We start from the raw sequence: 14,362 nt of genomic DNA, 5'->3' as shown, positions 1-14,362 counted from the left end.
TCTTTATAGTTGATGATCAATAGTTCTAAATGAATATCTGTATTTATAAAAGCGCGAATTTATCGCGCTGTCTTAGCAAATTAGTTAGTTGTTGTGCTCGATTTACTTAGCTCACCTTGTTCAATTGGGATATTTTCACCGTTTCGACTACTGGTAATATTTTGCTTCGCTTGATCTATTTTATTTTCTGTAAAAGCTTTGGCTGTATCTGCTTTCTGCTGAACAACTTCTGCTTTTTCAGCTGTAAATTCTTTGGTGTTTTTCCACTTTTCGCTAATTTTATTTGAGGTTTTTTCAGAAGCTCCTTGAATAGAGTCTCCTAAATTTTGTATGCCTTTACCAGTTTTATACAACAATACACGACCTAAACTTGGGTTATCACCATAAGGTTGTGCTTTAGAGGTTGTTTCACCTACTTGTTGTGGTTGCGTTGTTTCTGCAAATAAGGTCGATGAAGCCAACATAGAGGTCGCAATACATAAAATGTGTATGGTTTTCATTTTGGATAAATCTCCCCAACCAGAATCAAAAGATGAAGTGGTGATCTTACTGTTAAAAATAAAGCTTGTACTGCAATGAGATAAAACCCATACGATTTGATTACGATAAATCATCATTTCAAATATAATTAAATACCGTATCTAAATTTCTAGAATGATCTGGAGCCTTAAGTGATACAAAACATTGAATTAAAATGGTTATATGACCTGATTGTTCTAGAAAAATACCGAAATTTTACAGTCGCTTCTGATATTAGAAATATTTCTCAGTCTTCGCTGAGTCGTCGCATTCAAGCCTTGGAAAATAGTCTTGGTTTTGAAGTGTTTGATCGAGAAACTTCTCCTTTACAGTTAACGGAGCAGGGTAAGCTTTTTATATTGCATGCTAGAAATTTACTGGATGATTTTGAGTTTAATATAGATCAAATTAAAGGTGATAATCATGTGCGAAGCAAAGTCACGATTGCTTCTGCACATTCTTTGGCGGGATATATTTTTCCTAAAATTTTAGGAAATTTAAAAAATTACCAAGAAAAGATTTTTCATGTTGAAGCAATCAATGTGAATGAAACTGTAGATTCTCTTAAAAATGGTCAATGTGACTTTATTGCATCTTTTTATGATGATGACTTAATGAATCCACAATTTTTGTGCCATAAGTTGTTTTCAGCAAAGCTTTATCTAGTCACGGCTCCAAATCATTTAGGTCGACCTAAATTTTCACTCGAAGATACTTCAATTCCGCTCATGAACTATACCGATGACAGTTACATGGGGAAAAAGGTAAATAAATTTCTACAAGATCATCATTCGGACAAGTTTGAGACAAATTTTGTGTCTTCAATGAGTCTATTACTTAAGGACATGATCAAAGGTGGCTATGGCGTAGGGTGGTTACCCGATTACAGCATTCAAGATGAATTAAAACAAAATCAGTTGATGATCGTACCAATGAAAGAGTCGGTACTGTCTGTCGATATTTATTTATATCGCAGTAGTGCAAGGCTTAATGCAACTTCTGAAGGATTATGGAATTTTGTGAAGGCAATTGATTGGACCATTGCCTAAATTAATTATGCATAATTTGCATTAAATTTCATTTAATCATGCGGCTGATGCTGTTAATGATTTCTGATACCACGCAATCGCATTTTTAATGAGTAAATCGGTCGCATCAACAAACAGTTCAGGATGGTCTTGGATATTGTCTTGTAAGATGAGCGGAATTTCAGTACATGCCAATAAGAATTTTATGCTTTTGTTTTGTCTATAAAAATGAATAACCTCGCTCATAAGTTGTTTTGATTTTTCGATATTTCCTGCTTTGTATTGATAAATACTTTGCATCACTTTGTGTTGCATCTCAACAGATGGGGTAGAGAAACGAATATTGTTTTGGATGAATTGGTTTTGGTAAAGCTGAGTGCTTATGGTGGCAGACGTCGCAAGAATACAAACTTCAGCAATTTGGCTGTCTTGAATAAAATGAACCGCAGATTCAATAATACTAATCATTTTGGTTTGGGTACGTTGCTGTAACTGGTTAAACCAAAAGTGGGCAGTATTGCAGGGAATAATGATACAGCCGACCTGCGCTGCTTCTAAAATTTTAAGATATTCAGCCATTTTTTCGAGTGGTTTATCATCATGATTGATAATTGATTGTGTTCTATCTGGGATGTCTGGAATAGAAACCGTGATGACAGGAATATGTTCTTGATCACAATGTGCTGGCGTATTTTTAATAATTTTATCCATGGCATCAATCGTGGCTTGTGGACCCATACCACCTAAAATTCCAATTGCTTTATTCATGTTGAATGACTCAAAAAATATGTTATGTATTTAGCATCTGCTTCTTTTGAGTAAGGTCGTTGCAAAAAACGGATGGGTCATGCAGTTTATGTTTTTATAATTGATTTTTAAATGATATTAAGATTTTGTTTTATATCAATAAAATTAAAATATTTAAAATATCGCGATGTGTTTTATGCATCATTATTTTATGTAAAGCATAGGGTTTTACATGGAAGATTTTATTTGAATGCAAAGCTAAGCTATAAATTCAGATTTAATCAATTCTAAAAACATATCTCTCGCTTTGTGGTTACTCACATTTTTGTGCCAGAAAAACTGGTTCTGCATAAATGCAAGATGTTCAAATTTATAGCCTCGAATACTGGTTAAATTTTTATATTGCTCAAAAAGACTCTTTGGTACTAAAGACACACCGGAGCCTGCACTCACACAACCAATAATAGTGGCGTAACTGGTAATGCTGGTAATTGGAAGCGAGATATTTTTGAGCTTAAGCCATTCTTCAAGAGCAGCGCGGTAAGGGCAACCTTCAGTCCACATAAAAATTTCTTTACCAATCAGGTCTTCTTGACAGTGGATTTCACCGAAAGATTCGGGGGCAATTAAAATAATTTCTTCTTGATAAATACCGAGTTTATTTAGCATTGGAAACTCAATATTACCAGCGACAATCGCACCATCGAGTTTATGCTGAGAAATATCAACTAATAGCTGTTTCCATGTGCCAGTAATAATTTGAATGGAAACTTCTGGATAGCGTTGATGATATTTCGCGAGTAGGTTAGGTAAACGGGTTGTGGCAGAAGATTCAATAGCACCAATTTTTAGTGGGCCAGACGGTGGTGCATCAGGATGAATGCTTCGTTTTGCTTCATCACAAAGCGCTAAAATTTTTTGGCAGTAATTAAGAAAGATTTCTCCAGATGGGGTGAGCTTTAAACTTTTCCCTTCCCGATAAAACAGAGGTGCGCCGAGTTCTTCTTCAAGTTGTTTAATGCGTGCCGTGATGTTAGATGGAACGCAATGCAACTGCAAAGACGCCTTGGTCATCGTGCCGCATTCAACCACGGTTTGGAACATTTTTAACTGAGCGATATCCATGTTTTATCATTCACTTTTAATGAATATTAGACTCAATATAAGTTAATTTTATTCAACTATCCATGCGCATATGATGAAAGAGTTCCATTTCATTAGTGCAGATTTAACATGGCAATTTCACTTGCTGTCGAAACACAGCCTCCGGCATTTAAGCTTTATTTGTGTATTGCTATTACCGTCTTTTGTTGGGGTTATTCACCTATTGGCGTACACAGTGCTTTGTATTCATATACACCGCAGCATATTGCCTTGCTTCGCTTTTTGATTGCATCTGTTTTCTTACTACTTTTGGTCATGAAAAAAGGCATTCAGCCGTTAAAGTGGAAAGATGTTCCGGCACTTGGTGTGTTAGGATTTTTCTCTGTGACCTTGCATCACTTACTTATAAATACGGGGCAGCAATATGTTAGTGCGGTTGCATCTAGCATTTTAAGTCAATCTATTCCGCTATTTACCTTTATTATTTCAGCTTTGCTTTTTAAAGAACAAATCAGTTTCAAACAGTGGCTATGTATTTTACTTGGTCTTTGCGGCGCCGTTTTGGTAGTCAGTGGTGACCGAGGCTTTGGTGTGCCGAGCCCTTACAGTTTGTTGATTGTTTTGGCAGCAATTGCATGGGCGATTTACTTTAATTTATATAAAAAATTTGCCTTAAATTATGATGCTTTGAGCATGATGTGCTACATCATTTGGTTCGGAACCATTCCTTTACTGTTCTATAGCGCGCAGTTGTCTGCTGAAATTTTACATGCCACTTGGCAGGCCAATATGTCGATTCTGTTGTTGGGTATTTTTCCCAGTGCGATGGCTTATGTACTTTGGGGCTATGTACTTAAAAATATGCCATTAACGATTGCATCGAATTTTTTATATTGCTCGCCGATTGTCGCAATGAGTTTGGCAGTTGTTTTCTTAAATGAAAAACCGTCAATGATTGTGCTGTTAGGTGGAGTGATTATTGTGGGGAGTTTAGTGTGGATGAATTGGGGGAATCGGCGTACTATCGAATAAACTATAGATAAGCTATCAGTAGTTTAACTCTTCTATGTCATGCACTATTTCCTTTAAGAGAATGAAATGATTGTTGTTACCTTAACCTATAAAAAATCATTAGCCGAAGTTGATGCTGTACTGAAAGAGCATATTGCATTTTTAGACCATTACTATGAGCAGAAGAAATTTTTGGCATCGGGGCGTCGAGAAAATAGGGTAGGTGGAGTGATTTTAATTTTAAGCTCTTCGATTCAGGAGGCCGAAGAAATCATGAAAAATGATCCGTTTTATATTCATGATGTGGCTGATTATGATTTTATGTGGTTTGAGCCATCGAAAAGTTTAGAAGAAATAGAAATGCTTATTAATTAGGTTTGAGATTTACTTGAAATATGCAAATCACTGTAGTATATCCAAATAATTAGATTATATTGTCACTATTCTATAATGTTGAAGTAATTCTAGTTTTATATAAAATTATCTGTCTATGATTCATTTCTTGTGCTAAAGATATCTTTTTTATAGTCTAACTACCTATATATTTTTTATTTGCTTTATAAGTTGTTAATTTTGTAATCTATGATAGTTATGTTTTCCTAATTTAGGACTGAAAAATTATATTTTATGCTTAGAATCATGGGTGGAGTGTGGTTGATACAAAATTGATGGAGTATTAGAAATATATAAATATTTCTAAATATAAAGTAACATATGTGTTTTAAGTCTTTGTATAAATAAGTTATTACTTAAATGAGAGTTTTTAATGTACTTTGGGTTTACTGGGAAAAGTTTGGGAATAATTGATTGGATTGTAGCTTTATTAAATATATCTAGAAAAGCTTTTTATTTAATTTTAGATGTAATAGGTACAGCCTTTATTGGTATCGGTGCAGCATGGCTTACATCAAAAGGAGTAGATCAATATTCAATTTACTGGGATTTTTCCTTTCTTGGTCTAAAGGCTTTTTTTTTAAGTCCAATCTTTCTAATTTTAATTGGCTTTGTTTCATATTCTATAGCTAAAAGTTTTCAATGGATTGATAGTAATAAATTATTTGTAGAAAACAATAGTATTGAAAATAAGAATAACTCTCTTGAACAGCAAATGAGAGGTATAACTGAAGATAAAGAAGTTTTAAATAAGAAGTTAGAATTGGCTTATCGTGAGCTGGTTATAACTTGGCTTAGTACTACAATGAAAAAATTAAATATTAATGATTCTGATACTCGTGCTACGGTATATTATTTTAAAGATAATCAGTTTTATTATGTTGGGAGATATTCAACAAATCCTCAGATTGGTAAAGCAAATACGAACCGTGTGATTTTGAATGGTGGAGTTATTAGTAAGGCTTGGACAAATAGAGAACATATTGACTTGAATGATTGTCCTATTTTTGAAGACGACCAAGAAGCCTATTATGCTTACCAAAATCATAACTATGGTTTCTCTCGAGAAAAAGTTACAACTTTAGGTATGAAACCTTGCCAGTATTATGCTAAAAGAATTGATAATAGATTAGAACCTATAGGAATTATTGTTTTTGAATGCAATGGTCGAAAATTTAATGATAGTAGAGTTAGAAATATTGGTAAGCATTGTACAGAGTATGAAAGTAACCTTATAGGGTATATTGAGAAAGTATGTGAAAAAGAGAGTGGCAAATCTACTAAAGATTTTGGAGATGTAGAAAAAGAGTTTTTAGATAGTCTTGAGGGAGAGAGTCATGGACAATAAACTAGAAAAAATAATGGCTTATATTTGTCAGAATTATCCTTTTAAAGATGAGTTATCTGATGCGCGTTTAACAAAAATGATATATTTGACGGACTGGTTTTCTTCAGTTTTAGTAGGCCATCAAGCTACAGATATCGAATGGGTTTTTAACCATTATGGACCATATGTCAGAGATATCTCTGAACTAGCTAATAGAAGTGAAAATTTTATTATTAAAAATAAAATGAATCCGTATGGGAACAATAAAGCTGTGATAGCTTATGTTGGAGAAGATATGAATGTTGATATTGATTCAACTTCAAAAAAGATTATAAACAAAGTTATAGATAAAACTAAATCAATGTATTTTAATGATTTTATTGATTATGTTTATTCAACGTATCCTATAAAAAATAATGATAGGTATACAATTTTGAATTTACCTGAACTTGCTCAGCAATATAAAGCTTTATAAATAAAAAACCCGCTCTAAAGCGGGTTTTTTTAAAAGACTAAATCAACCCTGTAACACACTCACATCAGCCACAGCAGTAAACAAGTTACGCAACTGAGCCAATAAACGTAAACGGTTTGCCTTCAGGTCAGCATCATCTGCCATTACCATTACGCCATCAAAGAATGCATCAATCGGCGCGCGAAGCGCTGCAAGCTTAGAAAGGGCAGCGGTGTAATCTTTTGCTGCAAGTAATGGTTCAACAGCAGGAGTAACTGCTTGAAGTTCAGCGAATAATGCTTTTTCAGCATCTTCAACCAAGTTTGCTTCAACTACAGAACCTTCTGGTGCCGCTTCTTTTGCAAGAATATTAGCAACACGTTTGTTTGCAGCAGCAAGTGCAGCAGCTTCAGGTAATGTACGGAAGTGGTTAACAGCATTTACGCGCTTGTCAAAATCAAGTGGAGACTTCGGTGCGAGTGCTTGAACAGCTTGAAGTACGTCAACAGCAACACCTTGGTCTTCATACTTAGCACGGTAACGACCTTCCAAGAATGCAACCGCATCTGCAAGAGTCTTGTCGTGGTCTTTAACGATGTCGCCATAACCTTGAAGTGCAAGATTAACTAGCTCTTCAATTGTTATATCTAATTCATTTTCAATGATTAAACGTAAGATACCAATTGCTGAACGGCGAAGAGCAAACGGATCTTTAGAACCTGTCGGCGCTTGTCCAATACCGAAAATACCAACTAGGGTATCTAAGCGGTCAGCAAGAGCAATCGTTGTACCTGTTTTGGTTTTTGGTAAAACATCACCAGCAAATTTTGGTAAATATTGCTCACCTAAAGCTTCAGAAACTTCAGTGTTTTCGCCTTCAATACGCGCGTAGTAAGTACCTGCAATACCTTGAAGCTCTGGGAACTCACCTACAAGCTCAGAGGTTAAGTCGCATTTAGCAAGTAATGCAGCCTTTTCAGCATCGGCTGGGTTTGCACCAGTGATTGAAGATAATGCAATTGCAAGTTTTGCAATACGTGTTGATTTGTCCCAAAGCGTACCAAGTTGTGCTTGGAATACCATGTTTGCTAGTTTTTCTTTACGAGATGCAAGTGGTTGCTTTTGATCTTGTAAGAAGAAGAACTCAGCATCAGACAAACGAGGACGAACAACTTTTTCATTACCTTCAATAATTTGAGTCGGATCTTTAGACTCAATATTTGAAACAGTAATAAAGTAAGGCTGTAATTTACCTTCCGCATTGATCAAACAGAAATACTTCTGGTTGTCTTGCATCGTCGTAATAAGTGCTTCTTGAGGAACAGCAAGGAAGCGCTCTTCAAAGTTTGCACGAAGAGCAACTGGCCATTCAACGAGGCTTGTTACTTCATCAAGTAAGTCAGCTGGAACAATCGCAGTTGCGTTAACTTCATCAGCCAATTTCTTTACTTGTTCTTGAATGGTTGCTTGACGTTTTTCAAAGTTTGCAACAACGTAAGCTTTTTCTAAAGCAGCTAAATAGTCATTTGCATGCGCTAACGTCACAGCTTCAGGTGCATGGAAACGATGACCATAAGTCACATTACCAGCTTTGTGATCTTGAATCGTTGCGTCAACAATTTGGTCATCTTTGAGTAAAAGAACCCATTTCACTGGACGCACAAATTCGGTACGGCTTGCAGCAGAACGCATACGCTTAGCAATTGGCAAATTGTCTAATGCAGTTTGTAAAATCTGTGGAAGTAAAGCATCAAGGCTTTGACCTTTCACATCTTTTAAATAGCAAACTTTTTCAACTTTACCTGCTTGGAAAGTAGAAAGCTGATCAACTGTAATGCCTTGGCCACGCATAAAGCCTTCAAGTGCTTTAGTCGGTTTGCCTTCTGCATCATAAGCCGCTTGGACAGCAGGGCCGTCAAAACGTTTTTGTGTATCAGCTTGAGCAGCATCGATATCAACAATTTTAAGCGCTAAACGACGTGGAGCTGCATAAGCTTCAATTGATGCGAAGTTTAAGCCCGCATCTTTTAAGCCTTTTACCGTTTCTGCCTGTAAAGCATCACGTAAAGTTTTCAAGCTTTTTGGTGGAAGCTCTTCACAGCCAAGTTCGAATAAAACAGTATGTTTGCTCATTAGTTTTTCTCCGCCTTTGCTGCTTCACTTTCAGCTTGTGCTTTTAACTGTGCCAATACTTCATCACGTAAGTGTGGTTCTGCCATTGGGAAGCCAAGCTCTGCACGTGCTTGTACATAACTTTGTGCAATAGCACGAGCCAAAGTACGTACACGTAAAATGTAACGCTGACGCTCAGTCACAGAAATTGCGCCACGTGCATCAAGCAAGTTAAAGGTATGAGACGCTTTAACAACTTGCTCATAAGCAGGAAGAGAAAGTTTTGCTTCAATTAAACGGTTTGCTTCTGATTCGTAAAAATCAAACAGTTCAAATAATTTTTCAACTGGAGCGTATTCAAAGTTATAAGTCGATTGCTCAACTTCATTTTGATGGAATACGTCGCCGTAAGTTACCGTACCGAATTGGCCTTTCGTCCAAACAAGGTCATAAACCGAGTCTACACCTTGAAGGTACATTGCAAGACGTTCTAAACCGTAAGTGATTTCACCTGTTACTGGGTAACATTCAACACCACCGACTTGTTGGAAGTAAGTGAACTGAGTCACTTCCATACCGTTAAGCCAAACTTCCCAACCTAAGCCCCAAGCACCTAGCGTCGGAGATTCCCAGTTGTCTTCTACGAAGCGAATATCATGAGTAAGCGTATCAATCCCGATTGCTTTTAAAGAATCAAGATAGAGCTGTTGGATGTTATCTGGGTTTGGCTTAAGCACCACTTGGAACTGGTAGTAGTGTTGCAAACGGTTCGGGTTTTCACCATAGCGGCCATCTTTTGGACGACGTGAAGGTTGAACGTATGCAGCATTCCAAGTTTCAGGGCCTAAAGCACGTAAGAATGTTGCGGTGTGGAATGTTCCAGCGCCCATTTCCATGTCGTAAGGTTGTAGTACGACGCAGCCTTGTTCGGCCCAATAGTTTTGTAGGGCAAGAATTAAGCCCTGAAATGTATCAATGTGCGAGATGGCGCGACTCATGTAGCATCCACGAATTTATGAGAAAAATTGCCCCTAAGTATAAGGATTTTGTGGGGGAGTGGCAAAGGCTAGTTTGGGAATTTCAGATTTGATGGTTTAGCTGCTTTTTTTATACTTTTGAGTAGTAATATCCAATATGTAATAGCGAAAATTAAAGAAAAACAACTGAAGAAAAATAAGCCCTCTAATGGCATTAGTTCCCATGAGTCTCGAAAAAAAATTATTAAGATATTAGGTATTAAAAAGGTGAGAATAATTGCACTTGCAAGGATAGAGAAGAAATTAAGGAAATTGAATTTCAACAAGAATAATTGTAAAAAATATGCAGGTATAAAAACTAATACGTAATAAATTACTGTCATGAAAAGCAAAATTATAGGAATATCTCCTATAGTTCCAAAAGCAAATCTTCCGTAGATAGTTATGTGGCCTAATAATAGGAATAAACCAATAATATATAGGTGGATCGGTGTCATGATTAGACAATGCCAAATTTGATCTTTATCTGGATCTAAATTTTGAATGAAGATTTTTAAATTATTAAAGATAGCGTTCTTCATATAAATCAATGTAAATTTGATTTTTATAACTATATAACATGAATGCAAATTAATGTATTTAAGAATGCGATCAAATCAAAATGTTTAATTAATATAGTTCTGCTTATAAGGATTTTATATTCAATTAGCTGAGCGTTCATTCAATGTTGATGTTCTGTGAATTTAGACTGATAAGCAACCGTTATAGAATTTTTGTTATATTGCAGCATATTAAAAATTATAGAATCGAGAATTAGTTATGCTGAAATTTTGCTGCAAACTCATTGTTTTATCCAGTCTTTTCTGTAGTCCGTGGCTATATGCACAAACCGAAACTGATGAGCAAGATGAATATAGTCAATGTGTAGACCAGACTATTAAAGAAATGGAGCTTGAGAGTATTAATAACATGGTCGTGCATAGCTGTTCTGAAAAAGCTAAAAAGACTTATGAGGAAAAAATTGTTGCTCTCATTGATCAAATTGGTATACAAAGCGAAGAATACAAACAGCCAGAGCGTTACCAAGATATTTTAAAATCTCAGCGACTTTGGAAAGCTTATGTAGATCAGGAATGTAGTAATGCAGGCTCATACATTGGCTCACCGATGTATTCATATTGCCCAATGCAAGAGTATGCCGAGCGTGTAAAGCAGCTAGAAGAATACGTTAATTAAGACGAATTATTTTAAACGTCACCTCGTGACGCTTAGCGTACTTCACTGGATTAAATTTAAGAATGCAAAATGATATTTTTTAAACGATGCCATAAATGAGTCGTTTGATATGTCTGATCGCATTCGAGAAAAACTACAGATTCTTGCCGATGCTGCTAAATATGATGTGTCTTGTTCATCAAGTGGCAGTGACCGTAAAAACAAAGATAAAGGCCTAGGTGATGCCAGTCATTCAGGAATTTGCCATAGCTATACTGAAGATGGCCGCTGTGTATCTCTCTTAAAAATTCTATTTAGTAATGTGTGTATTTTTGACTGCGCCTATTGCGTTTCACGTCGTTCTAATGATGTCCAGCGTGCAGCATTTACGGTACAAGAGGTTGTAGATTTAACTATTAATTTTTACCGCCGTAATTATATCGAAGGGTTATTTTTAAGCTCAGGTATTTTTAAATCGGCCGATCACACGATGGAGCGTATGCTTCAAGTCGTGAAAAAGTTGCGTCTTGAAGAAAACTTTAATGGCTATATTCATCTAAAAACCATTCCGGGAGCATCGCCTGAACTGATTCATGAAGCAGGTTTATATGCTGACCGTATGAGTATTAATTTAGAGATGCCTACCGAGGTTGGCCTAAAAACTTTTGCACCAGAAAAATCACATCAGGAAGTGCAAAAAGATTTAGGTTTGGTCCGTGACAGGCTCATTCAGCTTAAAGATGAACGCCAAATCATTAAGCATGTGCCGAAATATGTGCCAGCAGGACAGACCACCCAAATGGTAGTAGGTGCTCATCAAGAGTCAGACCAAGATGTCTTGTTGATGGCAGACAAGCACTACAAAGAATTTAAACTCAAACGTGTCTATTTCTCTGGCTATATTCCAATTAATACCGAAAATAATTACTTGCCAGCAGTTGGTTCTGCACCGCCGTTGCTTCGTGAAAATCGACTCTATCAAAGCGATTGGCTGATGCGTTTTTATGGTTTTCAGGTCAATGAAATCGTCAATGAAAAACACCCGAATTTAGATTTGGATGTAGACCCGAAATTAAGCTGGGCTTTGAGGCATCCTGAACAGTTTCCAGTAGACTTAAATCGTGCCGATTATCAAATGATTTTGCGTGTGCCGGGTATTGGAGTGAAATCGGCGAAGAAAATTGTTCAGGCTCGCCGTTTTGGAAAAATCCATATCGATTTACTTAAAAAACTTGGCGTAGCTTATCAGCGTGCAAAATTCTTTATTCGCTGTGAAGACAGTCCAAAGTTCCAAAAAGAGTTATCTTCAAGTTTTATTCGACAGCAGATTTTAACGCAGGGATCTTCGAAATATGTGCAGCAACTCTCGCCACAATTAAGCCTTGGGTTTTAATCATGTTTAATGAGGAAGTGGCTTACTATTTTGATGGTTCAATGGTGGGACTACTGAGCTGTGTTTTTCGTGCATTTCAATTTAAAGAATTGCAGGTCAAACTCTGTCTGAATGATGCGGCTCAACATGGTTTATTTGCCGATAAAATTGAGATTTCAAATAACGAGGAACATGCCGAGCGTGTTTGGTCAGCGCTACAAAAAAAGCTTTCATCTTCTTCGTTAAAACAATTTTATTTTGCTTATTTATCTGAATCTTTAGATGCTTATCAGCATTTATTTAATTACTGTATTTATGTGTTTAGTAGTCATTTTTCCATAGAAAAAGATTATTCAAATCTTAGTGTTTTGGCGATTGCGCAGTGGACGAAAAAGGTCGGGCGAGAGAAGCATCGCATGGAAGCTTTTATTCGTTTTAAGAAAACTAAAGATGAGCTTTTTTTAAGTTTAGTTCGTCCAGATTTTAATGTTTTACCGCTTATTCAGCCCCATTTTAAAAGACGCTATCAAGATCAACGTTGGCTTATTTATGACGAGCAACGCAAGTTTGGAATTTACTATGATTTACGTGAAATACATGAAGTTTCACTTGAAGCTTCTGAAGTCGACCGTAATTTAAAAAATGGAATGAGTCAAAGCTTTCAGCTTGAGCTGGATGAACAAGAAGGTTTATATGACCAGCTTTGGAAAGATTATTTTAATAGCGTTAATATTACTGAACGCCAAAATATAAAACTTCATGTGCAATATTTGCCGAAGCGCTATTGGCGTTATTTAAATGAAAAATTGATGGAATATTAAAGTTTTAAAATCATAAAAAATAGTTCCGCCAGTTTTCTCATTGTTGAAAGGTATAATTTAAATGCATTTTATGTGGCTTTGGGCGTATACTTTTGCCCGTTATAAATAACGGCATATCCCCAAAGGTGTACTGTGAGTGTTATACAGCCAGAATGGTTACAGATTTTAAAGCCAAATTTTAAGGTTTTACCTTTAAAGGAACGATTACTTTGCGGTATTGGAGCGTTGTGTGGTTTAGCAATTTCTTCCTTAATTAGCTGGTATATTCTAGGTGGAATTAATGCTTGGTACATCGCCCCAATGGGCGCCTCATCTGTTCTATTGTTTGCTGTGCCGACTAGTCCCTTAGCTCAACCATGGAATGTGATTGTTGGTAATACCTTAGCTGGAATTATTGGTGTTGCCTGTGCGCAGTGGATTCCTGATTTAACTACAGCTTTTAGTGTCGCAGTAGGTTTTGCCATATTTTTAATGATGACCACCGACTCTTTGCATCCACCAAGTGGCGCAGTCGCAATTACGGCTGTGTTGGGCGGTGCTGCAATTCATAAATTAGGCTTTTATTTTATTTTTTATCCAGTTTTACTCAACTCGTTACTTTTACTCGGTTTCGCCATCTTTTTTAATAGATTAATTGGGCGGCATTATCCAGTTACTGCTCATCTTAATGACCGTAGTAAAGACCCTACACCGACTCAAAAAGTATCAATTCAACCCAAAGATATTGAGTATGCATTAGGGCATCACACAGAATTACTAGATATTAGTCAATACGACTTAGAAAAAATCATTTTAGAAGCTCAGGAACATGCCAATGAGCGTATGGTAAATCAATATATCTGTCAGGATATTATGAGTCGTGATGTCATCAAACTACATGAAGATGACGACATTCATCAGGCGCTCGATAAATTTAAACAAGTGAACTTGATGAGCCTACCTGTAGTAAATGCAGAAAACCATTTGGTGGGAACTTTAGCGTTATATGAAGTTGTAGAGTGGTTTAAAGGTGCAGCAGATCCAAGAAACTCTTGGCAGCACTATGTGAAACAAATTATGAGTCGTCGAGTGGTCACGGTACTGCCAACGCAGCCTATTCAAGATTTGGTGCCATACTTTGTAGAAAAATCGTTTAACTATATTCCTGTGGTTGAAGAGCGTAAGCTCGTAGGAATGATCAGCCGTGCAGATATGATTGCTGCATTACAGCAACAGTTAAATCAAAAGCTATAATTTTTTAGAATAAAAAAAAGCTACGGTTGATTAGGGGATGCAACCGTAG

The 14,362-nt window shown here is 36.4% G+C and carries 14 protein-coding genes; 9 read left to right on the top strand and 5 right to left on the bottom strand.

Going from position 1 to position 14,362, the window contains the following annotated elements:
- Positions 1–80: 80 nt before the first annotated feature.
- The gene (locus QLG01_RS05855; RefSeq protein ID WP_013196750.1) at positions 81–500 is read right to left on the bottom strand and encodes a hypothetical protein; all 420 of its coding nucleotides are present in this window, start codon (positions 498–500) and stop codon (positions 81–83) included.
- Between the two features lie 171 nt (positions 501–671).
- Here QLG01_RS05855 and QLG01_RS05850 point away from each other — a divergent pair, with 171 nt between their 5' ends.
- A complete protein-coding gene (locus QLG01_RS05850) occupies positions 672–1,568 on the top strand; it encodes a LysR substrate-binding domain-containing protein (RefSeq protein WP_270903376.1) in 897 nt (298 codons plus the stop codon).
- 36 nt (positions 1,569–1,604) lie between these two features.
- Here QLG01_RS05850 and QLG01_RS05845 read toward each other — a convergent pair whose 3' ends face one another.
- Entirely contained in the window at positions 1,605–2,315 is a 711-nt protein-coding gene (locus tag QLG01_RS05845; protein ID WP_282496010.1) for an amino acid racemase, read from the bottom strand.
- 237 nt (positions 2,316–2,552) lie between these two features.
- On the bottom strand, positions 2,553–3,419 hold the full coding sequence (locus tag QLG01_RS05840; protein ID WP_282496009.1) for a LysR family transcriptional regulator: 867 nt from the start codon (positions 3,417–3,419) through the stop codon (positions 2,553–2,555).
- A 108-nt stretch (positions 3,420–3,527) separates the two neighbouring features.
- Between QLG01_RS05840 and QLG01_RS05835 the strand changes: the two genes are divergently transcribed.
- The 4 genes from QLG01_RS05835 to QLG01_RS05820 all read left to right on the top strand — a co-directional run bounded on the left by QLG01_RS05835 (position 3,528) and on the right by QLG01_RS05820 (position 6,604).
- Positions 3,528–4,430, top strand: a complete 903-nt coding sequence (locus QLG01_RS05835) for a DMT family transporter (protein ID WP_282496008.1) — start codon at positions 3,528–3,530, stop codon at positions 4,428–4,430.
- Positions 4,431–4,496: 66 nt separating this feature from the next.
- Complete coding sequence (locus tag QLG01_RS05830) at positions 4,497–4,784, top strand: YciI family protein (protein WP_282496007.1); 288 nt, start codon at positions 4,497–4,499, stop codon at positions 4,782–4,784.
- A 391-nt stretch (positions 4,785–5,175) separates the two neighbouring features.
- The gene (locus tag QLG01_RS05825) at positions 5,176–6,150 is read left to right on the top strand and encodes a hypothetical protein (protein WP_282496006.1); all 975 of its coding nucleotides are present in this window, start codon (positions 5,176–5,178) and stop codon (positions 6,148–6,150) included.
- Positions 6,140–6,604, top strand: a complete 465-nt coding sequence (locus tag QLG01_RS05820) for a Panacea domain-containing protein (protein WP_282496005.1) — start codon at positions 6,140–6,142, stop codon at positions 6,602–6,604. The genes QLG01_RS05825 and QLG01_RS05820 overlap by 11 nt, the downstream gene beginning before the upstream one ends.
- A 42-nt stretch (positions 6,605–6,646) precedes the next feature.
- On the opposite strand, the gene glyS is transcribed toward QLG01_RS05820, so the two are convergent.
- Together glyS and glyQ are read right to left on the bottom strand one after the other, a co-directional pair.
- Positions 6,647–8,716, bottom strand: coding sequence for a glycine--tRNA ligase subunit beta (glyS, locus tag QLG01_RS05815; protein ID WP_282496004.1), 2,070 nt, complete (start codon positions 8,714–8,716; stop codon positions 6,647–6,649).
- Complete coding sequence (gene glyQ, locus QLG01_RS05810; RefSeq protein ID WP_002044989.1) at positions 8,716–9,693, bottom strand: glycine--tRNA ligase subunit alpha; 978 nt, start codon at positions 9,691–9,693, stop codon at positions 8,716–8,718. Before glyQ ends, glyS begins: the two co-directional genes overlap by 1 nt.
- A gap of 798 nt (positions 9,694–10,491) precedes the next feature.
- Here glyQ and QLG01_RS05805 point away from each other — a divergent pair.
- The 4 genes from QLG01_RS05805 to QLG01_RS05790 all read left to right on the top strand — a co-directional run bounded on the left by QLG01_RS05805 (position 10,492) and on the right by QLG01_RS05790 (position 14,313).
- A complete protein-coding gene (locus tag QLG01_RS05805; protein ID WP_282496003.1) occupies positions 10,492–10,908 on the top strand; it encodes a lysozyme inhibitor LprI family protein in 417 nt (138 codons plus the stop codon).
- Positions 10,909–11,017: 109 nt separating this feature from the next.
- Positions 11,018–12,280 (top strand): putative DNA modification/repair radical SAM protein, encoded by a 1,263-nt coding sequence (locus QLG01_RS05800; RefSeq protein WP_282496002.1) that lies wholly within the window; start codon positions 11,018–11,020, stop codon positions 12,278–12,280.
- Between the two features lie 2 nt (positions 12,281–12,282).
- The gene (locus QLG01_RS05795) at positions 12,283–13,080 is read left to right on the top strand and encodes a TIGR03915 family putative DNA repair protein (RefSeq protein ID WP_282496001.1); all 798 of its coding nucleotides are present in this window, start codon (positions 12,283–12,285) and stop codon (positions 13,078–13,080) included.
- Positions 13,081–13,212: 132 nt separating this feature from the next.
- A complete protein-coding gene (locus tag QLG01_RS05790; protein WP_282496000.1) occupies positions 13,213–14,313 on the top strand; it encodes an HPP family protein in 1,101 nt (366 codons plus the stop codon).
- Positions 14,314–14,362 lie beyond the last annotated feature (49 nt).

Source organism: Acinetobacter sp. V89_4 (genome assembly GCF_029967875.1).
GTDB lineage: Bacteria > Pseudomonadota > Gammaproteobacteria > Pseudomonadales > Moraxellaceae > Acinetobacter > Acinetobacter oleivorans.
This window is presented reverse-complemented; position numbering and strand designations above follow the sequence as displayed.

What these genes read in the sequence shown, in the direction of transcription:
- QLG01_RS05855 (WP_013196750.1), bottom strand. Translation starts at nt 500, where the DNA reads ATGAAAACCATACACATTTTATGTATTGCGACCTCTATGTTGGCTTCA.
- QLG01_RS05845 (WP_282496010.1), bottom strand. Translation starts at nt 2,315, where the DNA reads ATGAATAAAGCAATTGGAATTTTAGGTGGTATGGGTCCACAAGCCACG.
- QLG01_RS05840 (WP_282496009.1), bottom strand. Translation starts at nt 3,419, where the DNA reads ATGGATATCGCTCAGTTAAAAATGTTCCAAACCGTGGTTGAATGCGGC.
- QLG01_RS05835 (WP_282496008.1), top strand. Translation starts at nt 3,528, where the DNA reads ATGGCAATTTCACTTGCTGTCGAAACACAGCCTCCGGCATTTAAGCTT.
- QLG01_RS05830 (WP_282496007.1), top strand. Translation starts at nt 4,497, where the DNA reads ATGATTGTTGTTACCTTAACCTATAAAAAATCATTAGCCGAAGTTGAT.
- QLG01_RS05825 (WP_282496006.1), top strand. Translation starts at nt 5,176, where the DNA reads ATGTACTTTGGGTTTACTGGGAAAAGTTTGGGAATAATTGATTGGATT.
- QLG01_RS05820 (WP_282496005.1), top strand. Translation starts at nt 6,140, where the DNA reads ATGGACAATAAACTAGAAAAAATAATGGCTTATATTTGTCAGAATTAT.
- glyS (WP_282496004.1), bottom strand. Translation starts at nt 8,716, where the DNA reads ATGAGCAAACATACTGTTTTATTCGAACTTGGCTGTGAAGAGCTTCCA.
- glyQ (WP_002044989.1), bottom strand. Translation starts at nt 9,693, where the DNA reads ATGAGTCGCGCCATCTCGCACATTGATACATTTCAGGGCTTAATTCTT.
- QLG01_RS05805 (WP_282496003.1), top strand. Translation starts at nt 10,492, where the DNA reads ATGCTGAAATTTTGCTGCAAACTCATTGTTTTATCCAGTCTTTTCTGT.
- QLG01_RS05800 (WP_282496002.1), top strand. Translation starts at nt 11,018, where the DNA reads ATGTCTGATCGCATTCGAGAAAAACTACAGATTCTTGCCGATGCTGCT.
- QLG01_RS05795 (WP_282496001.1), top strand. Translation starts at nt 12,283, where the DNA reads ATGTTTAATGAGGAAGTGGCTTACTATTTTGATGGTTCAATGGTGGGA.